The organism is Acrocarpospora corrugata, assembly GCF_009687845.1.
GTDB lineage: Bacteria > Actinomycetota > Actinomycetes > Streptosporangiales > Streptosporangiaceae > Acrocarpospora > Acrocarpospora corrugata.
Genome location: NZ_BLAD01000080.1, coordinates 18,933 through 41,923, shown reverse-complemented (window position 1 = coordinate 41,923; position 22,991 = coordinate 18,933). Strand labels below are relative to the sequence as shown.

Below are 22,991 nucleotides of genomic sequence, written 5' to 3'. Positions count from 1 at the left end.
CCGGGCTATCCCTTTCCTGACGCATGGGACGCAAGACGTGTCCCACGACAGACCAAGGAGAACCCCCTTGAAGCGCACTCTCGCTCTGGGTGGCGTCGTGACCGGCCTGCTGGCCGCCGCGATCGTCAGCCAGCCCGCCACCGCCAGCTCCGACGTCGCCAGCGACACGCTGGCGAACACCGGTATCGCGGCGTACAACGTTGCCGCCTTCTGGCTGGGCAACAAGGCGGAGAACCTCGTCGGCGCAACGCCGTACAACGTGGAGACCAAGGTCACCGCCAAGCACGTGTCCACAGGCGGACCGGCGGCCGACAGCAAGCCTGGCGTCGTCCCGGCCATTGGCGACGAAAAGAAGTCCACCTCCACGTCGAAGAACGTCAACCTGCCCAAGACCCAGGGCAAGGTGTTCTTCACCGTTCCGGACGGCTCCGACAGCGACACCAAGCCCGACGCGCGCTGGTGCACCGCCACCTCCGTGCAGTCGACCTACCGCAACCTGGTCGCGACCGCCGGCCACTGTGTCTACGACACGGTGACCAACAAGGCCACCCTCGACCAGTGGGTCTTCGTGCCGGGCTACTACGACGGCAAGGTCCCGTGGGGCCTGTACGTGGGCAAGCAGGCTTTCACCCACTACGACTTCGATGTCTACGAGGACGGCGACCGCGACTACGCGTTCGTCACCGTCTACAACGGCATCAAGTACGTCCCCCGGCCGGGCGAGACCGGCACGCCTTTCGTGCCGTCCGCGACCCTGACCGACTGGCGCGAGGTCACCAAGGCCGTCTACGACAACCCGGCCATCTGGTCGGGCTTCAAGTGGACCAACGGTGGCAAGTACTACCTGCGGAAGTTCACTGACGCCGGTCGTCTCGGCGACAACGTCGGCGGCCAGGGCCTGGCCTACAACCAGGCGGTCGGCAAGCCCGTCTTCGTGTTCGGCTACCCGAGCGGCTCCCACCCGGACGGCAACTACGCCTTCTCTGGCAAGACCCTCAAGTGGTCGTACGGCAAGACCTTCGCCGCGAGCGCCGCGAGCCGCAAGGCCGAGGAGCTCATCGGCGTCAAGTCCAGCTTCACCGGCCAGGGCTCGCTCGGCTCGGCGTGGCTGGCGGGCTACAAGAACACCCGTCGCCTCGGTTACCTGAACGGCGTCACCAGCGCCGTCTCCGACACCGACGGCAACAACCGCATCGACACCTCGGTCTCGCCGTACTTCGACGGTGAGCTGTACGGCGTCTACAGCGCGGCCAAGAACGTCTGGTCGGGCTCGATCGCGTAGCGATCTGCTTGCGAAAGGCCGGGCGCGACGTCGCCCGGCCTTTTGTGCGCAGTTAGACGGATTCGTCGCCCTCGTTGTAGGTTCCCAGTGATCCATTTCTGACGTATGGGGCGCAAGAGGCGAACCACGACAGACTGAGGAGTTCTCCCCCCAATGAAGCGCATCACCGCAGTCAGCGGCTTAGTGGCCGCGGGCGGCCTGCTGGCCGCCTCGTTCACCGGCGCCGCCAACGCCGCACCCAAGTTCACCACCTCGGCCAAACTGAACACCCCCGCCCAGGCCGCGGCCACCCTGGAGTTCTGGACCTCGGACGGCGGCGCCAACCTCAAGGCCGCCGACCCCTTCGGCCTGGAGCACAAGCGGGTGCCCAAGCACGTCTCCACCGGCGGGCCCGCCGCCGACGGCAAGCCCGGGGTGGTCCCGGCCACCGCCGACATCCCCGCGGCCGCCGCCAAGACCAAGAACGTCAACCTGCCCAAGTCCACCGGGCGGGTCTTCTTCGTGGTCGGGGACGACCTCTACTCCTGCTCCGCGTCCTCGGTGCAGTCGACGTACAAGAACCTGGTCGCCACGGCCGGGCACTGCGTCTACGACCCGGTGGGCAACACCGGCACCCTCGACAAGTGGATCTTCGTGCCCGGCTACTACCAGGGCAAGTCGCCCTGGGGCGTCTACATCGGCAAGCAGGCTTTCACTCACTACGACTGGGACGTCTACGAGGACGCCGACCGCGACTACGCTTTCGTCACCGTCTACAACGGCATCGCCAGGTCCAAGGGCCAGTGGATCGATGTCGGCCCGCTCGGCGCCAAGGTCGGCGGCCAGGGCCTGGCCTACAACCAGGCGGTCGGCAAGGCCACCTACGTCTTCGGCTACCCGACGATGGCGCACGAGGACGGCGACTACGCCTACACCGGCCACACCCTCAAGTACTGCTACGGCAAGACGCAGTACCCGCTGGTGGAGTCGTCGGTGAAGGTCGAGGAGCACGTCGCGCTCCGCTGTTCGATGACCGGCGGCGCGTCCGGCGGCCCGTGGCTGATCGGCTACAGCTCCAACCGGCGGCTCGGGTACATCAACGGCGTCACCAGCCTCGGCGGCGACACCGACGGCAACCTGCGCAGCGATCTGATCACCTCGCCCTACTTCGACAGCGAGACCTTCGGCGTCTACAAGGCCGCGGCCCCGCTGTGGTCGGGCTCGATCGTGAAGAAGGACGGCACGCTCGGCCTCACCGAAGTCAAGTAGCATCCCCGGGGTCCGGCCCAGGCCGGACCCCGGTCTCCAGCACCGCCGCCACCGCAGGTTCCCGCTCGTACGGGCCGAGCCGGCGGCACAGATCCTCCAGCGAGGAGCGGGTCCTGGCCGACTCCAGGCCCTCGCCCAGCGCGACCGCCTCGACCGCCACCACGCAGGCCTGCTCGACCTCGCCGGCCAGCACGTGCGCGGAGGCCAGCAGGGTCAGGTTGAACATCCGGCCGCGCACGTACCGCCCGTCCATCTCCAGCGACCTGGTGGCGTGCCTGACCGCGTGCGGCCCATCGCCGAGATCGCGGAAACACTGCGCGAACCTGGCCGACAGGTAGGCCTCGTCGAAGTAGCCGATCCACTCGGGCTCGTTCCCGCCGGCCCGCCGGTCGAAGGCGAGCTCGGCCGCGTGCAGCGCGTGCGCGCAGGCGGCCGGGTCGGCCAGCAGGGCGTGCGCGTGGGCCTCCAGCGCGTACGCCTCGGCCTGGAGCGCGGCCACGCCGGAGCTGCGGGCCGCCACCTGGGCCGCTCTGGCCAGGTCGAGCCCGTGCCTGGGCTGGCCGACGTAGAGGGCCTGGTGGCTCATCCCGGCCAGGATCTCGCCGCCCAGGCCGTCGTCACCGGCCCGGCGGGCCAGCCGGAGCGCCTGGATCAGGTAGCGCTGGGCCAGGCCGTGCTGTTCCAGGTCGTAGGCCATCCAGCCGGCCAGCCGGGTGAGTTCGGCGGCGGCTCCGGCCAGGGCGCGGCCGGTGGCTTCGCCGTACGAGCCGGCCAGCAGCGGCCCCACCCCCGTGTCCAGATATTTCACGACCGCGGCGCGGACCCTGCCGCCGCCGAACCGGTTGTCGAGCTCCCCGAACGACCGCGTGACCTCGCGGATCGCGCCGACGTCCGAGGCGCCCACCCGGCGGCTGCCGGCCACCGGGGACGGCTCCTCGCCGGGGAAGGTCAGCCAGCGCACGATCCCCGCGGAACCCGCGCCGATCGCGAACGTGGAGTCGATCAGGAACCGGCGTCTTTCCACGTCGGCCCGCCAGAGTGCTGTCACGATCCGCACGCCCTCCTGCCACGAGTGGGAGAATTCCTGTCCGAGGTCGAGGGGCGTCGCTTCGCGGGGCATACCGATGTCCTCGGCGGAGACCGGCCGGCCCAGGCGCAGCGAGAGGATCTCCGCGAGCAGCCCCGGCACGGGGTCGCGCGGGCGCTGGCCACTGATCCAGCGCAGCACCGAACTGTGGTCATACCGGAGACCGAGCAGGCCACGGGCCTGTCCGAGGTCGTTCAGACGGCGGGCCAGGCCCTTGTGGGACAGGCCCGCCTCGGTGATGTGCCGGTGTAATGACGGATTGGGCTCGCGTCGCATCGCTCTCCCCCGGTAACGGAGAGCTTTTGTTATAGCACTTTCTGTTAAAGGAATCTCAAATTTACTTGCGAGCCACTCCGTCGAGCCGGGCCTGGCCGGCCACCGCGGCGGTCACGGCCGGGGCCACCCGGGCGTCGAACGGCGACGGGATGACGTAGTCGGCGGCCACCTCGTCGCCGACCACGTCGGCCAGCGCGATGGCCGCGGCCACCTTCATGTTCTCGGTGATCGTGGTGGCCCGCACGTCCAGCGCGCCGCGGAAGACGCCGGGGAAGGCGAGCACGTTGTTGATCTGGTTCGGGAAGTCGGAGCGGCCGGTGGCGACCACCCGGGCGTACTTGGCGGCGACCTCCGGGTGCACCTCGGGGGTCGGGTTGGACAGCGCGAACACGATCGAGCCGGCCGCCATCCCGGCGATGGCCGCCTCGGAGACGGTCGCGCCGGACAGCCCGATGAACACGTCGGCCCCGGCCAGCGCCTGCTCGGTGGAGCCCTTCAGCCCGCGCCGGTTGGTGTCCCTGGCCAGCGCGTCCTTGATCGGGTTCATCCCCTCGCGGCCTTCGAAGAGCAGGCCCTTGCTGTCGGCCACCGCGATGTCGCCGATCCCGGCGTTGACCAGGATCCGGGTGACCGCCACCCCCGACGCGCCCGCGCCCGCCACCACCGCGCGCAGCTCGGACAGCGGGCGGCCGGTCAGCCGGGCGGCGTTGCGCAGCGCGGCCAGCACCACGATCGCGGTGCCGTGCTGGTCGTCGTGGAAGACCGGGATGGACAGCAGCGCGCGCAGCCGCTCCTCGATCTCGAAGCAGCGCGGCGCGCTGATGTCCTCCAGGTTGATGCCGCCGAAGGAGGGCGCCAGCCGGGCCACCGTCTCGACGATCTCGTCGACCCCGGTGCAGGCCAGGCAGATCGGCACCGAGTCGACCCCGCCGAACTCCTTGAACAGCAGCGCCTTGCCCTCCATGACCGGCATGGCGGCGGCCGGGCCGATGTCCCCGAGCCCGAGCACGGCGGTGCCGTCGGAGACCACGGCGACCACGTTGGAGGTCCAGGTGTAGTCCTGGGCCAGTTCGGGATTGTCGGCGATGGCGCTGCACACCCGCGCGACCCCTGGCGTGTACGCCAAGGCCAGGTCGTCCGCGTTGCGCACCGGAATGGTGGAACGGATCTCCAGCTTGCCGCCCCGATGCAGGGCGAACGCCGGATCAAGATCGAGCGCTTCGAGGGAAGCAGTCATTGATGACCCCAGTTGTCTAGAAAGCACGTTAGACGCCGCAAGAGAACGAGGGCCCAGGCATGGGTATATGCCCCTGCGCCGTCGCCGTTGACGGTGTCTCCTGACGGGGTACGGGGGTCACCCGCGTGTCGTTGATTGTGCCACATGCTGAGATGGCGACACCCGGGCGGGGCATCCAAGCAGCGGAGGGAGATTTACCACCGTCACAACCCCTTTGGAACTTTCCTCAACCATGTAATACTCAAAGTCCGGAGTCACTTCTTACAAGGTCTCACGGTGGATCTGACGTCTTATGCAGAACTCGCCGTGCTTCTGGTCAACCGGAAGCACGGGCTGAGGAGCCTCGAAGCGCTTCGCGATCTCCTGTCCGAGACGGGCAGGACCGAGGCCGCCGCCCGCGCGACGCGGCGCGATCTGGACGCTATTTGCGAACTCCGCGAAGAGCTCACCGGGGTGTTCGAGTCGGCCGCGCAGGGGGATGCGGCCGATGTGGTCGAACGCCTCAACGGTTTACTGGTCCGCCATCCGGTGCATCCGCAAATTTCCGGTCATGACGGGCAGTCCTGGCATATGCACCTGACCGAGGGCGGCCGGGTCGCCGACGCCGTCGCGGTCGGCTCGGTGATGGGCCTGGCCAGCGTGGTGACCGGGCTCGGCCCCGACCGCCTGGGCATCTGCCAGGCGCCCCCGTGCCGCAACGCCTACCTGGACACCTCGTCCAACAAGTCCCGCCGGTACTGCTCGGAACGCTGCGCCAGCCGGGCCAACGTGGCCGCCTACCGAGCTAGGAAGCGGAACGCCTGACCGGCCAGTAGCGCAGCAGCACCCGGCCGAGGACGTCCTGCTCGGGGACGGCGCCGTAGTCCCAGCTGTCCTGCCGTCCCGCGGCCCGCTGGTTGTCGCTCTCCAGCCACCAGCCCCCGTCGGTACGGCGGAACGCGCGCTTCACGATCAGGCCGTGCGGGCGGCGGGCGATGACCAGATCGCCGGGACGGACCGGGGCGCGGAGCCGTACCAGCAGGCAGTCACCAGGGCGAAGACCCGGCAACATCGAATCTCCGGCCACTCGGACGGTGGTGAACATGATCAGCCTCGGCGAGGGGAGTACGGTTGGATGTTGTAGCCAGTCTGAGGAAAGGAAACCCCGATGCTTGCCAAGCACGTGGCATCGGCCCATTGTGACCTGCCGTGCGGTGTCTACGACCCCGCGCAGGCCCGCATCGAGGCCGAATCGGTGAAGGCCATCATGGCCAAGTACGCCGACAACGATGACCCGGTTTTCCGCTCGCGCGCGCTCTCCATCAAGGAGGAGCGGGCCGAGCTGGTCAAGCACCACCTCTGGGTGCTGTGGACGGACTACTTCAAGCCGCCGCACCTGGAGACCTACCCGCAGCTCCACCAGCTGTTCTGGGACGCCACCAAGCTGGCGGGCGCGGCCGGCGCCAAGGGCACGGTCGACCTCGGCAAGGCCGACGACCTGCTCGCCAAGGTCGACGAAATCTCCAAGATCTTCTGGGAGACAAAGGCGGCCTAACCTTTGCCAAGCCGGGCAAGCCCGCCGTGCCGAAGGCGCGGCCAAAGTGACGGACCCCGCGCGAAAGTCGTGCGGGGTCCTCGCATTTCGGGCATCGGCGCGTCCAAGCCGAGCAATCCGGTGCCGAGGGCGGTAGGTTGCAGGGAAGCGGCCCCCAAAGAACTCGGCCGACAGGGCAAGGAGGAACGTGACCGACGCAACTGATGTCACAGGGGATCTGGCTGGGATCAGGGACGCGGTGAGCGTCCGGCTGCCCGCCGCCAGCGCCTATCTGTCCGTGCTGCGGACGGCTACGGCCGGCCTCGCCGCCCGGCTCGATTTCACGCTCGACGAGATCGAGGACCTGCGGATCGCGGTGGACGAGGCGTGCGCCATGCTGCTCAGGCAGGCGGTGCCGGGCACCGATCTCACGGCTGAGTTCGAGCTGACCGGGCAGGAGATGTCGATCCGGGTCGAGGTCAGCACGGTCGGCATCGCCGAGCCCAAACGCGATGACTTCGCCTGGATGGTGCTCACCGCACTCGCCGACGACGTCGACGCCGTGTCCGACTCCCCCGATCACATGGCGATCGTGCTGCGCAAGCGGCGAGGCGCGGCGAGGCCGGCGTGACGGAAAGGACCCGTGCCATGGCCTCCAGCGACTCCGGCGTGCCGGATCGGGTGCGCGCGCGCACGCTGTTCGGAGAGCTGGCGGAGCTGCCGACCGACGACCCGCGCCGTCAGCGCATCCGTGACGAGCTCGTGGAGCTCCATCTGCCGCTGGTGGAGTATCTGGCCCGCCGGTTCCGCAACCGCGGCGAGTGGCTGGACGACCTCACCCAGGTGGCCACCATCGGCCTGATCAAGTCGATCGACCGGTTCGACCTGGGCCGGGGTGTGGAGTTCTCGACGTACGCGACGCCGACCATCGTCGGTGAGATCAAGCGGCACTTCCGCGACAAGGGCTGGGCGGTCCGGGTGCCGCGCCGCCTGCAGGAGCTCAAGCTGTCGCTGACCAAGGCGATCAGCGAGCTGTCCCAGCGGGAGGGCCGCGCGCCCACCGTGGCCGAGCTGGCCGCGCACCTGCAGATGACCGAGGAAGAGGTGCTGGAAGGCCTGGAGTCGGCGAACGCCTACTCGACGGTCTCCCTGGACGCGCCCGACTCGGGCGACGACGACGCGCCGGCCGTGTCCGACTCGCTGGGCATCGTGGACGAGTCACTGGAAGGGGTCGAATACCGGGAATCGCTCAAACCGCTACTCGAACGGCTGCCGCCGCGCGAGAAGCGCATTCTGCTGCTCCGGTTCTTCGGCAACATGACCCAGTCCCAGATCGCCACCGAACTGGGCATCTCGCAGATGCACGTCTCCCGGCTGCTGGCCCGCACGCTCACCCAGCTCCGTGAAGGCCTGACGGCCGAGGATTGAGACCGCGCGCACCCGGCGTGCGCGCGGTCGATCATGCTCGTGGCGACAACGTTCAACCCCGCGCTCAGTTCGCGGCGTGCTCCTGCGTGAGCAGGGCGCCCAGCCGTTCCACGGCCGGGCGGGACTCGATGTGCAGGCGGCCGACGTCCAAGCCCTCGTCGGCCAGCACCGCCAGCAGCGCCACCTGCCCGACCGCGTAGACGACGATGTATCCGCCGCGACAGCGGATCACCACCTCACGCAGTTCGCCCATGCCGACCTCGTGGCCGGTGCGCTTGCCCAGGCCCAGCGTGGCCGCCGCGAGCGCGGACACCACCTCCGGCTGAGCTCCGTCGGTGTCGGCGACCACCAGCAGCCCGTCCACGGTGGCGACCGCGGATTCCATGACCCCGGTGACTTGGTCGCGAAGCCAATGCAACTCGGAAAGTAACGCGTTGTGCGCCATGTTCTGACCTTCTATTTCTTTGGTGCGGGAGTGTGGTGCCAAGCCGCCTCTCACGGCCCTTGGAGCGCTAGGGCGGTCGGGATGTCAGGCTTCCGGCTCATCGTCAGGGTTCTTGTCTGGGCGCACCGCGAGGTCAGGCGGGATGCGCGGGCCAAGCAGCGGACGGCGACCGTCCGGCTTGCCGGTCTGGGGTGGCAGCACTTTGTTGACCTTGCTGGAGCCCCGCCGGCGTTGCGGCAGCGAGGGGGGCTTCGTCGGGTCTTCGGCTGACACGGCCGGGCGGGTCCGCAGCTCCGGCGGGCTGGGTTCCAGCAGCCCGGCCTCGGCCAGCGAGGCGATCTCCTGCATGATCACGTAGAGGCCCTGGCCGAGCGCGAAGGCGATGTCGCGGGGGGTTCTGCGGCCGTTGGACTTCGTCAGCACGTCGTGGCGGATCTTCTCGGCCTGGAGTTGCGGTTCGGCGATCGGGTGGTGCGCGACCGGGCGGCTGTGGGCGGTGACCCCGATCTCCGCCCAGGCCGCGGTCATGGCCATCCGGCGGCTGAGGTCCCGGACCAGGCGGTCGGTGGTGATGCCCGGAAGGACGGGTAAAGGGGGGAGCAGCCCGTTCGGGCCGGTCGTCTCGGGTTCGCAGGTCTCCACCCCGAACAGCTCCATCGCGTACACCGCGTCGAAGATGGCCGACAGGCAGACGACCTCCAGCCCGGCCGAGCCGATGGCGCTCTGCCCGACCAGTTCCGCGGCCAGATGGCCGGAGGGGGCGCCGGCCGTGAAGGCCAGGTTCCAGGCCTCCTCGCTGATCCGGCCCGACCTGAGCAGCAGCGATTCCGGTCCCGGCGAGGCGGGGGTCGAGGCGGCGACGACCAGACCGTCGCGGAGAAACACGGTTCCGCCGGGGCTGCCGGTGATCCGCAGCAGGCCGGAGAAGTTGGCGCGCCCGTGCTCACGCAACATCGCCCCGACAGGGCCGAGGTCGTCCAGCGACGCGGTGGAAGGGGTGGAGAGGCCGTTGGAGTATTGCCCGTTCACGTTTGACGTCCTGCGTGATGGTGCCAGCGGGGGGGTCGGGGTCGGTCAGGGGGTGTTAACCGGGCGGCTTGTCACTCTGCACACTATGTCCCCTTCACTATCTGAGGCCGCAAGAGTACTTTATGTCCCTACAACTGCAAGAGCGTGTGACATCCAGCCCCTATCTGGGGGCCAGATCTGCCAGATCACGCGCTGAGTCGAAAGAGCTCTATGAACATCGAAACCGCACTGAAGGAAGCCATGACCATCGACGGCGCGCAGGGCGCGGCGCTGGTGGACTACGGGAGCGGAATGTCGCTCGGAACGATCGGCGGGGGCCGGGCCCTCGACCTGGAGGTGGCGGCCGCCGGAAACACCGAGGTGGTCCGGGCCAAGCTGCGGACCATGGCCTCACTGGCGCTCGACGACACGATCGAGGACATGCTGATCACGCTGAACAAGCAGTACCACATCATCCGGCTGCTGGCCGCGCCAGGCGGGCAGCTGTTCCTCTACCTGGTCCTGGACCGGGACCGCGCGAACCTGGCGCTGGCCCGCCACCACCTCAAGCGCATCGAGCGCGAGCTCTCGCTCTGAAACTTCGCCCCGCTGGGCAGTGCCGGTCCCGCTCGTCGGACCGGCGTGGGGCTGCCCGGCCGGGCTCGGTTCCTAGTCGTCCGTCAGCGCCTTGGTGGACGGCGGGGCGAGCAGCGTGACCAGCGCCACCGCGGCCGCGACCACCAGCGGGACACCCCAGAGGTACTGCTGCGACTGGATCAGCGTCACCGCGAGCGGCAGCGCGAAGATCTGGGCCACCACCGCGGGGCCCCGGCTCCACCGCAGCACCCGCAGCGTCCCCAGCGCCACCCAGCCGAAACCGGCCGCCACGGCGAACGCGAACCCGGCCAGCGCGAACGCGCTGCCGATGTCCTCGCCCTGGCCGATCACAATCTCGTAAAGGACATATCCGCCCAGCACCAGGGCGGTCAGGCCCTGCAGAGCCAGTACGGCGGCTGCCACGGTCAAGGTCACCGGACGATTCGACACAGTTGCCGACCCTATCGCTGGTCTAACCTTCAGGCATGCGGGCTCTTCTCCTGGTCAATCCCAAGGCGACCTCCACCAACCGGCGCTCCCGCGACGTGCTGATCCGGGCCCTCGGCGCGGCCGTGGAACTCACCGTCGAGGAGACCCGCTATCGCGGCCACGCCGCCGTGCTGGCGGGGACGGCGGGGGCCAAGGGTTTCGACGCGGTAGCCGTACTGGGGGGCGACGGCACGGTCAACGAGGTGGCCAACGGGCTGATGGCGGGCGAGGCCCGGCCCAAACTGATCATCATCCCCGGGGGCAGCGCGAATGTGCTGGCCCGCGCGCTGGGCCTGCCGAACCATCCGATCGAGGCCACCGGCGCCGTCCTGGAGGCGCTGCGCGACGGCCGGCACCGCACGATCAGCCTCGGCCACGCGACCTGGGACCTGGACGAGACCCTGGGCGACGGCGGCGGGCTGGCCGCCGAGATCGCCGGGGCGTCGGATGTCAGCGGACCGCGGCGGCGGGCAGGGGGCGGGTCTCGCTACTTTACATTCTGTGCCGGGCTCGGCTACGACGCCGAGGTCATCCGGGCGGTGGAAGGTCTGCGGAGCGCGGGTTACCGGGCTTCGCCGACGCTCTACGTCAACACCGCGCTGCGGCACTACTTCATGACGGACCGGCGGCATCCCGCGATGACGCTGCACCGGCCGAGGCTCGCGGACGAGCGCGGGATCTTCCTGGCGATCGTCTCGAACACCGCGCCGTGGACGTATATCGGAAACCGTCCGGTCAACCCGACGCCGTGGGCGGGATTCGACACCGGATTGGACCTGATCGGCCTCCAGCGGCTGGGGTTGCCTGCCATGCTGGGGCTCGTCCGGCAGATCGTCGGAGAGCGCGCTGGGTTGCCGGCGGGTAAACACCTCGTGCAAGCGCATGACGAGGCCGAGTTCACCTTGTCAGCGGAACGCCCGGTCGCTTTCCAGCTTGACGGCGATTACCTGGGTGAACGGGAACGGGTGGTTTTTCGCTCTATCCCGGACGCGTTACAAGTTCTGGTCTAGCCCGTTACATGCGGTCATAGTGTGACGCATCCGACAGCTATAACCGGCAAAACGTTCTCCCAAACCTCTTGTGTGCGCTAGGCGTGCCTGAAAAGCTGAACGCGACGTCGGAACGTAGGACCTTTGCGGGAGCCACAGCTTCCGGAGGGTCCCCGGCGATCACAATCGCGGACACGGGCCCCGACTCCGGGGGGCACGCGTTCGCCCCAGTTAGTGAAAGAGTTCACAAAGGTGCAGGAGCCGTGGAGGCTCCACTTACGAAGGAGTGGAACGCATGGACTGGCGCCACCGCGCTGCCTGCCGTGACGTGGACCCCGAGCTGTTCTTCCCGATCGGCAACACCGGGCCCGCGCTGATGCAGATCGAAGAGGCCAAGCAGGTCTGCCGAGCGTGCACGGTCAGCGAGCACTGCCTCAAGTGGGCCCTCGAATCCGGCCAGGACGCCGGTGTCTGGGGCGGGCTGAGCGAAGACGAACGCCGCGCCGTGAAGCGCCGGGTCGCCCGCGCGCGGGCCCGTGCCACCGCCTGATTAAAAACGCTCGAAATTTCGCTGAAACTGATCTTCGTATTGTCGGGCGCGGCTTTGCTCCGCGTCAATTCCGGTGAATGTCATTTGTCACATGGGCAATGGGCGGCATTCACCGGCGATGGCTCATGCCGGACTGACCGGAATGCTGAGCGTCACCTCCGTGCCGCCGCCGGGGCGCGGCGCGATTCCCAGCCGGCCGGACAGTTCTCCCACCACCAGCGTGCGCACGATCTGCAGGCCGAGGTTGGAGTTCACCTCCAGATCGAAATCCTCGGGCAGGCCGCGGCCCGCGTCGGCGACGACCACCTCCAGCAGGTCCTGATCCCGCGACACGAGCACCTCCACCCTGCCGGTCTGGTGCTGGAAACCGTGCTCCACCGCGTTCTGCAGCAGTTCGGTCAGGACCATCGCGATCGGCGTCGCCACCGCCGCGGGCAGGATGCCGAACGAGCCCACCCGCCGGACCATCGCCGGCGTCACCGACACCTCGGCCGTCATCGAGATGACCCGGTCCGCGATGTCGTCGAACTCGACCAGCTCCTCCGGCATCTGCGCCAGCGTCTCGTGCACGATCGCGATCGAGCCGACCCGCCGCACCGCCTCCTCCAGCGCCTCCCGGCCCTCCGGGATGCGCATCCGGCGCGCCTGCAGGCGCAGCAGCGCCGCCACCGTCTGCAGGTTGTTCTTCACCCGGTGGTGGATCTCCCGGATGGTGGCGTCCTTGGTGAGCAGCTCACGCTCCCGCCGCCGCAGCTCGGTCACGTCCCGGACCAGGACCAGCGCGCCGATCCTGCCGCCGCCCACGATCAGCGGGATGGCCCGCAGCTGGACCACCGTGCCGCCCTTCTCCACCTCGGTCTCGCGCGGCGCCTTCCCGCTGGCGACCAGCATCAGATCCTCGTTGATCGGCTCGTCCCGGTAGCAGAGATCCGCCGTCGTCTTGCCCAGCTCAGAACCGACCAGGTCGGCGTGGAGCCCCAGCCGCCGGTAGGCGGACAGCGCGTTCGGCGACGCGTACGTCACCCGCCCGGCCCGATCCAGCCGCAGCAGCCCGTCCCCCACCCGCGGCGAGCGCACCAGCATCGGCTCGGCCTCCGCGAACGGGAACCGCCCCTCCGCCACCATCTGGGCCAGATCCGAGGCGCTCTGCAGATAGGTCAGCTCCAGCCGCGACGGCGTACGCGCCGACGACAGGTTCGTGGACCGCTGGATGACCGCGATGAAGTCGCCCTCCAGCGACCGCCGCACCGGGATGGTCTCCTCCCGCACCGGCACCCCGGTCGACCAGTCGGGGTCGCCCTCCCGGCAGATCCGCCGCTCGTTCCAGGCCGTCTCGATCAGGGAACGTTCCCCCTTGGCCACCACGGAGCCGACCACGTCGTCGTGGTAGACAGTGGGACCGGTGGTCGGGCGCATCTGGGCGACCGCGAGCCATCCCTCCCGGCTGGGGATCCAGAGGATCAGGTCGGCGAAGGACAGGTCGGCCAGCAGCTGCCAGTCGGAGACCAGCGAGTGCATCCATTCGAGGTCTGCCGAGTCGAGGTCACTGTGTTTCACGACCAGATCGCTGAGAGTGGGCACCTGTGCATGATGCGTGCTTCGCCGGGTCGAAAGCGAATCGACCCACGCGACCTGTCAGGATGCCTCCATGAAACCCCTGGACCAGCTGCGGGCGGACACGGCGGCGCGCGAGCGGGCGGGGCTGCGCCGGATCCTGCGCCCCCGGGACCCCGACCATGACGGCCTGATCGACCTGGCCTCCAACGACTACCTCGGCCTGTCCAGGGACCCGCGCCTGATCGAGGCCGCCGTGGCGGCCACCCGCGAGTGGGGCACCGGGTCCACCGGGTCCCGCCTGGTCACCGGCAGCACGCTGCTGCACGCGGAGTTAGAGGCGCGGCTGGCGGCCTTCACGGGGGCGGAGCGGGCGCTGGTGTTCTCCTCCGGGTATCTGGCCAATCTGGCGGCGGTGGCGACGCTGGGGCGGGGCGGGCTGGTGGTGTCGGACGCGGGCAACCACGCCTCGATCGTGGACGCCTGCCGGCTGGCCAGGGCGCGGGTGGTGGTGACGCCGCACGGGGACGTGGCGGCCGTCGAGCGGGCGCTGGGCGAGCGGGCGGAGGAGCGGGCGGTCGTGGTGACCGACGCGGTCTTCTCGGTGGACGGGGATCTCGCGCCGTTGCCGGGGCTGGCGGCGGCAGCCGTACGGCATGGGGCGCTGCTGGTGGTGGACGAGGCGCACGCGCTCGGGGTGGTCGGCCGGCACGGACGCGGCGCGGTGCACGAAGCCGGGCTGGCGGGGAATTCTTCCATTGTGAGAACCGTCACGTTGTCGAAGTCCCTGGGTGCGCAGGGTGGCGCCGTGCTGGCCGCGGCCGACGTGATCGACACGCTGATCGACACCGGCCGGTCGTTCATCTTCGACACCGGTCTGGCCCCGGCCTGCGCGGCGGCCGCGCTGGCCGCGGTCGATCTGCTGGATCAGGGCTCTGACCTGCCGGAACAGGCCAGGTCGCGGGCTCGGGAGCTGGCCGCTCTGGCCCGCGACCTGGGCCTGGAGAGCGCGGATCCGGCCGCCGCCGTGGTGCCCGTGGTGCTGGGCGCGCCGCAGGCCGCGCTGGCCGCCGCGGCGCTGTGCGCGGAGTATGGGGTCAGGGTCGGATGTTTCCGTCCGCCGTCCGTCCCGCAAGGTCGCTCTTGTCTTAGGTTGACCGCTCGGGCCAATCTGGGGTGCGATGATCTCGCGGTGATCGGGCGCGCGCTCGCCGCCGTGGCCGGAACGAAGGTGACCGCGTGACCGAAGACACTCCCCGGGTGCCGAAGTACTACGACGTCAAGCGCAGCCTGCTCGAACTGACCAAGAGCCTCTCCGCCGGCAGCGCGCTCCCCCCGGAGCGGACGCTGGCCGTGCGCTTCGAAACCTCGCGCACGACGGTACGGCAGGCGCTCACCGAACTGGTCGTCGAGGGCCGCCTGCTCCGCATCCAGGGCAAGGGCACCTTCGTCGCCCAGCCCAAGGTCGCCCAGGTCCTCCAGCTGACCTCCTACGTCCAGGACCTGCGCACGGTCGGCCTCGAACCGGACACCAAGATCCTCGACATCAGCTACATCACCGCGGACGAGAGCCTGGGCCGCCGCCTGGCCATCAACCCGGGCGGACGCGTCCTGCGCATCCACCGCCTCCGCCTCGCCAACGGCGAACCCATGTCCATCGACACCACCCACCTCTCGGCCCGCCGCTTCCCCCGCCTCCGCCGCGAGCTCGAAGGCCACCCCTCCCTCTACGAGACCCTGCACAACGCCTACAGCGTCCGTCTCACCGACGCCGAGGAAATCATCGAGACCGTGCTGGCCACCCCCTACGACGCCCAGGTCCTCGGCGTGGACGTGGGCCTCCCGATGCTGCTGCTCACCCGCCACGCCTTCGACGCCGACGGCAACCCGGTCGAATGGGCGCAATCCCTCTACCGCGGTGACCGCTACAAATTCGTCACCCGCTTGCGCCGCCCATAGCCGGGACGGGTGCACCCCTAAGGTGGGGCGAATGAGCGTGCTGGTGATTGCGGGAACCGATACGGGTGTCGGCAAGACGGTGGTCACCGCCGCGATAGCGGCGCTGGCCGTCGCCCGAGGCTCGTCGGTCGCGATCGTGAAGCCCGCGCAGACCGGAGTCGCCCCCGGCGAACCCGGGGACCTGGACGACATCATCCGCCTGGCGGGTGTGACGACGACCTTCGAGTTCTCCCGCTACCCGGACCCGCTGGCCCCGGCCGCCGCCGCACGCGCCTCGGGCCTGCCGCCGCTCTCCCTGAGCTCGGCGGCGTCCCGGATCAGCGAGCTGGCCGACTCCCACCGGCTGGTCCTGGTCGAAGGCGCCGGCGGCCTGCTCGTCCGCTTCGACGAGGAGGGCGGCACGATCGCGGACCTCGCCCACGCGCTCCAGGTCCCGGTGCTGGTCGTGGCGCGCTCGGGCCTGGGCACCCTGAACCACACGGCGCTGACCCTGGAGGTGCTCGCCAACCGCGGCCTCGAACTGGCCGGCGTCGTGATCGGCTCCTGGCCTCGCCACCCCGGCCTCGCCGACCGCTGCAACGTGCCCGACCTCGAAATGCTGGCGGCCCGCCCGCTCACCGGCGCCATCCCGGAAGCGGCGGGCGACCTCCCGGCAGCCGGCTTCCGCGACCTGGCGCACCGCTCCCTCGGCCCGAGCCTGGGCGGCGCCTTCGACGCCCAGACCTTCCGGTCGACCTTCGCCCTGCCCCACTGAAGGACCACTCGGCCGTCTCATTCGCCGGTGAGTGGTGCTGGGCAGCGCCCTCACCCCGGGTTCCCATGGAGTTCCACAAACCCACCGGGAATCGTGATCATCCATGAGGTTCGGGTTAATCTTGGCGGCCTCGCTCGTCGCCACGTTCGCGAGCCAGCCGGCCGCCGCGGACGTCCAATACGGCTCCAAGCCCTACGCCTGGGGCAGCAACGAGTTCGGCCAGTTCGCCGACGGCACCGTCGGCGCCCGCCCCACCCCGGGACCGATCCCCGGACTCGACCACTTCACCAAGATCGCGGCCGGGTGGACCCATACCCTCGCGATCGGCGAGTCCAATTCGGTCTGGACGTGGGGCTCCAACGAGCACGGCGAGCTCGGCAACGGCACCACCTCCACCGGCGCCACCATCAAGCCCGCCCGGGTGGACGGCCTGACCGGCGTCGTGGACGTCTCCGCCGGTTGGGGCTTCTCGATGGCGGTCACCGCCGACGGCACGGTCTGGACCTGGGGGGACAACGCGCGGGGACAACTGGGCGACGGCACCCATAAGCCGCGGACCCTGCCGGTCCCCGTCACCCAGTCCACCGGCCTGCCCGCCATCGCGGCCGTGTCGGCGGGCCGTGACTTCTCCACGGCGAGGACCGAGACCGGCGAGGTCTGGACCTGGGGGGCCAACAGCGAGGGCACCCTGGGCCTGGGCGTCACCGGCGACCGGCCGACTCCGTCCCTGGTCACGTCGCTGACCGGGGTGCGCCAGATCTCGGCGGGCGGCAGGCACGTCCTCGCCCTGCGCACCGACGGCCGGGTCTGGGGCTGGGGCGACAACGGCGCCGGCCAGCTGGCCACCTCCGTGAGCAACGACGCGCTGAGCCCGGTGCCGGTCTTCTCGTGCACCTGCGTGGACGTGGCCGCCGGCGGCATGCACAGCCTGGCGGTGCGGTCCGACCGCACCCTGTGGAGCTGGGGACACGGCGCGTTCGGCGAACTGGGCGACGGCCTCGCGATGGGCCGCAGCACCCCCAAACGGATCGCGGTCCGCCTCCCGGTCGTGGACGCCGCCGCCGGCCACTCCTTCAGCCTGGCCGTGAGCGGCGACGGCCGGCTCTGGACCACCGGACGCAACGCCAAGGGACAGCTGGGCAACGGCACCTTCACCCAGGGCAACGTGTTCACCACCGGTCCTGGCCTGCACCACGTGGCCCAGGTCACCGCCGGGCGCGACCACACCGTGGCCGTCACGTTCTGATCCCCGGTGGGTTGGAGCCCGTGGGAATTGGCTCACCCTTAGGCTTTGGCCTGTGACGGAGACCGCGGAGATTCGCAGTGAGGTTCAGGGCGACATTCTCGATGTCGCGCGGCGGCAGGTTCTGGAGGAGGGGCGGGGGCTCTCCAGGGAACAGGCGCTCGCCTGCCTGACCCTGCCCGACGAGCGGGTGGCCGAGTTGCTGGCGCTCGCGCACGAGGTGCGGATGAAATGGTGCGGGCCGGAGGTGGAGGTCGAGGGGATCATCTCGCTGAAGACGGGCGGCTGCCCGGAGGACTGCCACTTCTGCTCGCAGTCGGGGCAGTTCAGCTCGCCGGTGCGGGCCGTCTGGCTGGACATCCCCTCCCTGGTCCAGGCGGCGGTGGAGACGGCCGCCACCGGCGCGACCGAGTTCTGCATCGTCGCCGCCGTACGCGGGCCGGACCGGCGCCTGATGGAGCAGGTCAGGGAGGGCGTCAAGGCGATCAGAGCAGCGGTCGACATCAACGTCGCCTGCTCGCTCGGCATGCTCACCCAGGAGCAGGTGGACGAGCTGGCCGCGATGGGCGTGCACCGCTACAACCACAACCTGGAGACCTGCGAGTCGCACTTCGCCAAGGTGGTGACCACGCACACCTGGGAGGAGCGCTGGGACACCTGCCTGATGGTCCGCGAGGCCGGCATGGAGCTGTGCTGCGGCGGCATCATCGGCATGGGCGAGACGGTCGAGCAGCGCGCCGAGTTCGCCGCCCAGCTGGGCGAACTGGAGCCGGATGAGGTGCCGCTCAACTTCCTCAACCCGCGCCCCGGCACCCCGTTCGCCGACTACCCGCTGGTCGACGGCACCGAGGCGCTCAAGACCATCGCCACCTTCCGGCTGGCGCTGCCCCGCACGATCCTGCGCTACGCGGGCGGCCGTGAGCTCACCCTGGGCGACCTCGGCACCAGGGACGGCATGCTCGGCGGCATCAACGCCATCATCGTCGGCAACTACCTGACCACCCTGGGCCGCTCGGCCGAGCAGGACCTCGGGTTGCTCGTCGACCTGAAGATGCCGATCAAGGCGCTTTCCCAGACGCTCTGACAGGCATGAACGCGAGCGGGGCGGGAAGCATGAACATCTCCTGCCCCACTAGTTAACCCACTGGTAGGTTTCAGCGCATGGACAAGCATGCCGGCGACATCGCGGTCGCCGTCTCCCAGGCATACGGCGTCGACACCATGTTCACGCTGTCGGGCGGCCACGTCTTCCCGTTATACGACGGCGCCGTTCACGAGAACATGCGGATTCTGGACGTGCGCCACGAGCAGAGCGCCGTCTTCGCCGCCGAGGCGACCGCGCGGCTGACCCGCAAACCGGGCCTGGCGGTCCTGACCGCGGGCCCCGGCATCACCAACGGCGTGTCGGGCGTCGCGACCGCGCATTTCAACGGCTCCCCCGTGGTCGTCCTGGGCGGCCGCGCGCCCGCGTCCCGCTGGGGTTCCGGCGCGCTCCAGGAGATGGACCACCCGCCGCTGTTCGAGTCGATCACCAAGCTGGCCTTCACCGGTTCCGGCGCGGACGCGATCGGCCAGGACGTGGAGATGGCGTTCCGCACCGCGCTGGCCCCGCACCGCGGCCCGGTGTTCCTGGACTTCTACATGGACCACCTGTTCGCCCCGGCCGCCGAGCGGGTCACCGAGACGCTCGCGCCGTCCCCGCTGGAGCCCGACCCGGACCGGCTGGCCGAGATCGCCCGCCTGCTGGCCGAGGCGGAGCGCCCGGTGCTGGTGCTCGGCTCCGACGTCTGGATGGACCGCGCCGAGGAGGCCGCCCGGGACTTCGCCGAGGAGTTCCGGCTGCCGGTGATCCCCAACGGCCAGGGCCGCGGCATCCTGCCCGCCGGGCACGAGCTGCTGGCCACCCGGGCCAGGGGGCTCGCGTTCGGCCAGGCCGACCTGGTCATCGTGGCCGGCGCCCCGCTGGACTTCCGGCTCGGCTACGGCTGGTTCGGCGGCAAGAACGGTGCTCCGCTGGCCCGCGTCGTGCACCTGGCCGACGCGCCGTCCCAGCTGGCCACCCACACCGGCCTGGCCGGTTCGGCGGCAGGGGACCTGTCGATGCTGTTCTGGGCCCTCACCCAGGCCTGCGCCACCGCGGGCGTCACCCCGCGCGCCGACTGGGCCGAGAAGCTGCGCGAGGCCGCCGCCGCGGCCATCGCCGCCGACACCGGCCTGCTGGAGTCCGACTCCGACCCGATCCACCCCATGCGCGTGTACGGCGAGCTCAACCGCCAGCTGGCCGACGACGCCGTGGTCATCGGCGACGGCGGCGACTTCGTCTCCTACGCCGGCAAGTACGTCGAACCACGCAACCCCGGCAACTGGCTCGACCCGGGCCCGTACGGCTGCCTGGGCACCGGCCTGGGCTACTCCATCGCGGCCCGGCTGGCCCGCCCGTCCTCCCAGGTCGTCCTGCTCCTCGGCGACGGCGCGGCCGGCTTCTCGCTGATGGACGTGGACACCCTGGTCAGGCACAACCTGCCGGTCGTGATGGTCTGCGGCAACAACGGCATGTGGGGCCTGGAGAAGCACCCGATGCGGATGCTGTACGGCTACGACGTGGCCGCCGACCTGCAACCGCAGGCCCGCTACGACCAGGTGGTCACAGCTCTGGGCGGCGGCGGCGAACTGGTCACCAAGCCGTCCGACATCGGCCCGGCGTTGCAGCGCGCCTTCGACTCGGGCGTGCCGTACCTGGTGAACATCGCCACCGACCCGGAAGTCGCCTACCCGCGGACCACGACCGGCGTTTAGGGGCTCGGCGTGGGGGATGGCGTGACCGACGGGCACGCCATCCGGCGCACCGACACGATCACGGTCGAGTTGAGCGGGGCCAGGGTGTTCGCCTGCGGAACCTGCTTGTACACCGTGGTGCAGTCGCCGTCGCCGTCGAAGGTGAACTTGGCCCGGAACCCGGCGTTCAGCAGGATGGTGTTGGCCTGCGCCTCGGTCTTCTGCCACAGCGTGGGCACCCGCTTGGTCGGCCCCTTCGGGGTGGGCGACGGCGTCGGTGTCGGCTTGGGGGTGGCCTTCGGCGTCGGGGTGGGCGTCGGCTTGTCGATGGACGGTGTCACGCTGGGCGTGGGCGTCTCCCGGGTCGGCGACGGCGTGGGCGTCGGCGACCGGCGTGGCGACGGCTTGGTCTTGGACGGTGACGGGCTCGGCGTGTCGGTTACCACGCCGCCCTGCGGTATCTGCGTGGGCTCAGGGTCCGCGTTGGCGACCATGTTGGCGCCGAGCACCGCGAGCCCCGAGACGAGCGCGACCCCGACCACGGCCGCCGCGATGACCGGGCCCTTGCCCAGCTTCCTGGCGGCCCGGCGGGACGGCCGGTTGGGCTGCTGCTGCGGGGTGACGGCGGTGATCCCGGTGGGCGCCTCGCCCAGCCGGACCTCCTCGTTCCAGCCGGTCATCCCGGTCGCGGGCCCGCTGTAGCCCTGGCCGGCCGCGAAGCCGCCGGTCTGCGGGTACTGCTCGGGGAACACGGCGGAGACAGGACCGGCGGCGTTGATCGACGCCGACGCGGCCTGGCTCATCGCCAGGGCGGTCGGCCAGCGGTCGGCCGGGGCCTTGGACAGGGCGCGCTCGACCACGTGACGGATGGCGGGCGGGATGTCGGCGGGCAGCGGCGGCGGCATCTCGCGGATGTGCTTGAGCGCGATCGTGACCGGCGTGTCGCCCTCGAAGGGGCGTCGCCCGCGCACGCACTCGTACGCGACCACGCCCAGCGCGTAGATGTCCACCGCGAACGTGACCGGCTCGCCCTCGGCCTGCTCCGGCGCGCAGTAGGCGGCCGTGCCGAGCACCATGCCCGCGTCGGTGAGGCGGCTGGCCGCGTCCGAGCGCGCGATGCCGAAGTCGGTGAGCACCAGTGTGCCGTCCGGCCGGACCAGCAGGTTGCCGGGTTTGACGTCGCGGTGCACGATGCCGCGGTCGTGCACGGCCTGCAGCGCGGCGGCGGCCTGGGCGATCAGCTCCATCGCCGGTTCCGGGCGGATCCGGCCGAGCCGGGACAGCAGCCGGTCCAGCGGCTCGCCGTCCACGAACTTCATCACCAGGTAGGCGGTGGCGCCGTCGCCGGGGACCTCGGTGACGCCGAAGTCGTAGACGTCGACGACGCCAGGGTGGTTGATGGTCGCCATCGCGCGGGCCTCGTGCTGGAAGCGCACCCCGAAACCGGGATCGTCCAGGCGGCCCGGGAGCAGCACCTTGACAGCGACGGTGCGCGCCAGAACCGTGTCCTCGCCCCGCCACACCTCGCCCATACCACCGGCGCCGATTCGGACGTCCAAGCGGTAGCGCCCGTCGAGCGTCGTCCCTTGGGCAACCATGGTGCCCCTGTACCCCCTAAATCACTCCACCCCGGAGTTGTCCAACCAAGCAGATCGGCATCGCGGGCGGGTCACGTCACGGTCACAGACCCTGTGCGGAAGTGTAGCGGGCCACCGACGAATGGATTTTACCCCCGCAAAACTGGTCAGGAGGCAATCACGCCGTGCTCGGCGCAGCGCGCCGTCCACCCGGTCGGCGTGACCTGCACGACCATTCTCCGGCGGCACGCGCCGCAGTATCGCGGCGGCTCCATCACCCGCGCGGTACGGCAGGCATCATGATCGCCCACATCCACCGCCTCGCCGCAATGGTCACAGTAGGTATTCACAGCGCTCCCCTACAATCGCCCACATGACTCTGGCACCCGGCCTCCGCGCCACCCGGCTGATCATGGTCGAGCGCGACGACACCGCCATCGCGGCCGGCAGCGGAGACGTCCCCGTGCTCGCCACCCCGAGGCTGCTCGCCTTCGCAGAAGGCGTCACCACGGTGGCCATCGCCAAGGAGCTGGAACCCGGCCAGACCACGGTCGGCACCCGCGTCGAACTCAGCCACCTGGCCGCCAGCGGCGTCGGCGCGCACGTCGAGATCGCCGCCGAGCTGACCGAGGTGGAGGGGAGACGGCTGGTCTTCTCGGTCACCGCGGTCGACCGGCACGGCACGCTCGTGTTCACCGCCACCATCGAACGCATGCTGGTCGACCGCGCCCGTTTCCTGGCCAGAATCACTCAATAACGGCGATCAGGTCGCCTTCCTGGATCACGTCGCCCTCGGCCACCTTCAGCTGTGCCACCACACCGGCGTCCTCGGCCAGCACCGGGATCTCCATCTTCATGGACTCCAGGATGACCAGGGTGTCGCCGTCCTCGACCGCGTCCCCGGGGGCGACGACGACCTTCCAGACGTTCGCCACCATCTCCGCGCGCACTTCAGCCATGGTTGTCTCCCCTTCAATCTT

At 70.1% G+C, this 22,991-nt stretch carries 26 protein-coding genes; 16 read left to right on the top strand and 10 right to left on the bottom strand.

The annotated features are described in order from the left end of the window. Window positions 1-67 precede the first annotated feature (67 nt). Window positions 68-1,282: a trypsin-like serine peptidase gene (locus Acor_RS31650; protein WP_155340440.1), complete on the top strand. Its 1,215-nt coding sequence runs from the start codon at window positions 68-70 to the stop codon at window positions 1,280-1,282. Between the two features lie 153 nt (window positions 1,283-1,435). Next, window positions 1,436-2,530 carry a trypsin-like serine peptidase gene (locus Acor_RS31645; RefSeq protein WP_155340439.1) on the top strand — a complete coding sequence of 365 codons (1,095 nt, stop codon included), beginning with the start codon at window positions 1,436-1,438 and terminating at the stop codon, window positions 2,528-2,530. On the opposite strand, the gene Acor_RS31640 is transcribed toward Acor_RS31645, so the two are convergent. Then, on the bottom strand, window positions 2,523-3,893 hold the full coding sequence (locus Acor_RS31640; protein WP_155340438.1) for an NsdA family TPR-like regulatory protein: 1,371 nt from the start codon (window positions 3,891-3,893) through the stop codon (window positions 2,523-2,525). The two genes, Acor_RS31645 and Acor_RS31640, sit on opposite strands and share 8 nt — an antisense overlap. Window positions 3,894-3,954: 61 nt before the next feature. Further along, on the bottom strand, window positions 3,955-5,130 hold the full coding sequence (locus Acor_RS31635; RefSeq protein WP_155340437.1) for an NAD(P)-dependent malic enzyme: 1,176 nt from the start codon (window positions 5,128-5,130) through the stop codon (window positions 3,955-3,957). A 276-nt stretch (window positions 5,131-5,406) separates the two neighbouring features. Here Acor_RS31635 and Acor_RS31630 point away from each other — a divergent pair, with 276 nt between their 5' ends. Beyond that, window positions 5,407-5,934: a CGNR zinc finger domain-containing protein gene (locus Acor_RS31630; RefSeq protein ID WP_155340436.1), complete on the top strand. Its 528-nt coding sequence runs from the start codon at window positions 5,407-5,409 to the stop codon at window positions 5,932-5,934. Here Acor_RS31630 and Acor_RS31625 read toward each other — a convergent pair. Then, window positions 5,915-6,214, bottom strand: a complete 300-nt coding sequence (locus Acor_RS31625) for a S24 family peptidase (RefSeq protein ID WP_155340435.1) — start codon at window positions 6,212-6,214, stop codon at window positions 5,915-5,917. The genes Acor_RS31630 and Acor_RS31625 overlap by 20 nt on opposite strands. A gap of 63 nt (window positions 6,215-6,277) precedes the next feature. Here Acor_RS31625 and sodN point away from each other — a divergent pair, with 63 nt between their 5' ends. The 3 genes from sodN to Acor_RS31610 all read left to right on the top strand — a co-directional run bounded on the left by sodN (window position 6,278) and on the right by Acor_RS31610 (window position 8,071). Next, entirely contained in the window at window positions 6,278-6,664 is a 387-nt protein-coding gene (gene sodN / locus Acor_RS31620) for a superoxide dismutase, Ni (protein WP_155340434.1), read from the top strand. A 187-nt stretch (window positions 6,665-6,851) separates the two neighbouring features. Beyond that, entirely contained in the window at window positions 6,852-7,274 is a 423-nt protein-coding gene (locus tag Acor_RS31615) for an ATP-binding protein (protein ID WP_155340433.1), read from the top strand. A gap of 17 nt (window positions 7,275-7,291) precedes the next feature. Beyond that, window positions 7,292-8,071 (top strand): RNA polymerase sigma factor SigF, encoded by a 780-nt coding sequence (locus Acor_RS31610; protein ID WP_174876227.1) that lies wholly within the window; start codon window positions 7,292-7,294, stop codon window positions 8,069-8,071. Window positions 8,072-8,135: 64 nt separating this feature from the next. On the opposite strand, the gene Acor_RS31605 is transcribed toward Acor_RS31610, so the two are convergent. Continuing rightward, window positions 8,136-8,516 carry a roadblock/LC7 domain-containing protein gene (locus Acor_RS31605; protein WP_155340432.1) on the bottom strand — a complete coding sequence of 127 codons (381 nt, stop codon included), beginning with the start codon at window positions 8,514-8,516 and terminating at the stop codon, window positions 8,136-8,138. An 84-nt stretch (window positions 8,517-8,600) separates the two neighbouring features. Then, a complete protein-coding gene (locus Acor_RS31600) occupies window positions 8,601-9,545 on the bottom strand; it encodes a hypothetical protein (RefSeq protein WP_155340431.1) in 945 nt (314 codons plus the stop codon). Between the two features lie 210 nt (window positions 9,546-9,755). Here Acor_RS31600 and Acor_RS31595 point away from each other — a divergent pair, with 210 nt between their 5' ends. Further along, window positions 9,756-10,121 carry a hypothetical protein gene (locus tag Acor_RS31595; protein ID WP_155340430.1) on the top strand — a complete coding sequence of 122 codons (366 nt, stop codon included), beginning with the start codon at window positions 9,756-9,758 and terminating at the stop codon, window positions 10,119-10,121. 72 nt (window positions 10,122-10,193) lie between these two features. Here the strand turns inward: Acor_RS31595 and Acor_RS31590 are convergent, their stop codons facing one another. Next, window positions 10,194-10,556: a hypothetical protein gene (locus Acor_RS31590; RefSeq protein ID WP_246239397.1), complete on the bottom strand. Its 363-nt coding sequence runs from the start codon at window positions 10,554-10,556 to the stop codon at window positions 10,194-10,196. A 50-nt stretch (window positions 10,557-10,606) separates the two neighbouring features. On the opposite strand from Acor_RS31590, the gene Acor_RS31585 reads away from it, so the two are divergent. Further along, complete coding sequence (locus tag Acor_RS31585) at window positions 10,607-11,620, top strand: diacylglycerol/lipid kinase family protein (protein ID WP_155340428.1); 1,014 nt, start codon at window positions 10,607-10,609, stop codon at window positions 11,618-11,620. 274 nt (window positions 11,621-11,894) lie between these two features. Continuing rightward, a complete protein-coding gene (locus Acor_RS31580; RefSeq protein ID WP_155340427.1) occupies window positions 11,895-12,149 on the top strand; it encodes a WhiB family transcriptional regulator in 255 nt (84 codons plus the stop codon). Between the two features lie 123 nt (window positions 12,150-12,272). On the opposite strand, the gene Acor_RS31575 is transcribed toward Acor_RS31580, so the two are convergent. Beyond that, a complete protein-coding gene (locus tag Acor_RS31575; RefSeq protein ID WP_155340426.1) occupies window positions 12,273-13,730 on the bottom strand; it encodes a PAS domain-containing sensor histidine kinase in 1,458 nt (485 codons plus the stop codon). A gap of 67 nt (window positions 13,731-13,797) precedes the next feature. On the opposite strand from Acor_RS31575, the gene Acor_RS31570 reads away from it, so the two are divergent. The 6 genes from Acor_RS31570 to Acor_RS31545 all read left to right on the top strand — a co-directional run bounded on the left by Acor_RS31570 (window position 13,798) and on the right by Acor_RS31545 (window position 20,455). Further along, complete coding sequence (locus Acor_RS31570) at window positions 13,798-14,946, top strand: 8-amino-7-oxononanoate synthase (RefSeq protein ID WP_155340425.1); 1,149 nt, start codon at window positions 13,798-13,800, stop codon at window positions 14,944-14,946. Beyond that, a complete protein-coding gene (locus Acor_RS31565) occupies window positions 14,943-15,662 on the top strand; it encodes a GntR family transcriptional regulator (protein ID WP_155340424.1) in 720 nt (239 codons plus the stop codon). The genes Acor_RS31570 and Acor_RS31565 overlap by 4 nt, the downstream gene beginning before the upstream one ends. 31 nt (window positions 15,663-15,693) lie before the next feature. Next, the gene (gene bioD, locus Acor_RS31560; protein ID WP_155340423.1) at window positions 15,694-16,416 is read left to right on the top strand and encodes a dethiobiotin synthase; all 723 of its coding nucleotides are present in this window, start codon (window positions 15,694-15,696) and stop codon (window positions 16,414-16,416) included. Between the two features lie 103 nt (window positions 16,417-16,519). After that, window positions 16,520-17,662 carry an RCC1 domain-containing protein gene (locus Acor_RS31555; RefSeq protein WP_155340422.1) on the top strand — a complete coding sequence of 381 codons (1,143 nt, stop codon included), beginning with the start codon at window positions 16,520-16,522 and terminating at the stop codon, window positions 17,660-17,662. A 52-nt stretch (window positions 17,663-17,714) separates the two neighbouring features. Further along, window positions 17,715-18,743, top strand: coding sequence for a biotin synthase BioB (bioB, locus tag Acor_RS31550; RefSeq protein WP_155340421.1), 1,029 nt, complete (start codon window positions 17,715-17,717; stop codon window positions 18,741-18,743). Between the two features lie 77 nt (window positions 18,744-18,820). Next, window positions 18,821-20,455, top strand: coding sequence for an acetolactate synthase (locus tag Acor_RS31545; RefSeq protein ID WP_155340420.1), 1,635 nt, complete (start codon window positions 18,821-18,823; stop codon window positions 20,453-20,455). Here Acor_RS31545 and Acor_RS31540 read toward each other — a convergent pair. Together Acor_RS31540 and bsaP are read right to left on the bottom strand one after the other, a co-directional pair. After that, a complete protein-coding gene (locus Acor_RS31540) occupies window positions 20,452-22,032 on the bottom strand; it encodes a serine/threonine-protein kinase (RefSeq protein ID WP_155340419.1) in 1,581 nt (526 codons plus the stop codon). The genes Acor_RS31545 and Acor_RS31540 overlap by 4 nt on opposite strands. A 146-nt stretch (window positions 22,033-22,178) precedes the next feature. Next, window positions 22,179-22,361, bottom strand: coding sequence for a biotin synthase auxiliary protein BsaP (bsaP, locus tag Acor_RS46665; RefSeq protein ID WP_479688463.1), 183 nt, complete (start codon window positions 22,359-22,361; stop codon window positions 22,179-22,181). Window positions 22,362-22,384: 23 nt separating this feature from the next. Between bsaP and Acor_RS31535 the strand changes: the two genes are divergently transcribed. Next, on the top strand, window positions 22,385-22,768 hold the full coding sequence (locus Acor_RS31535; protein ID WP_155340418.1) for a thioesterase family protein: 384 nt from the start codon (window positions 22,385-22,387) through the stop codon (window positions 22,766-22,768). Here Acor_RS31535 and Acor_RS31530 read toward each other — a convergent pair. Then, window positions 22,758-22,970 (bottom strand): biotin/lipoyl-binding carrier protein, encoded by a 213-nt coding sequence (locus Acor_RS31530; RefSeq protein WP_155340417.1) that lies wholly within the window; start codon window positions 22,968-22,970, stop codon window positions 22,758-22,760. The genes Acor_RS31535 and Acor_RS31530 overlap by 11 nt on opposite strands. Window positions 22,971-22,991: the final 21 nt, after the last annotated feature.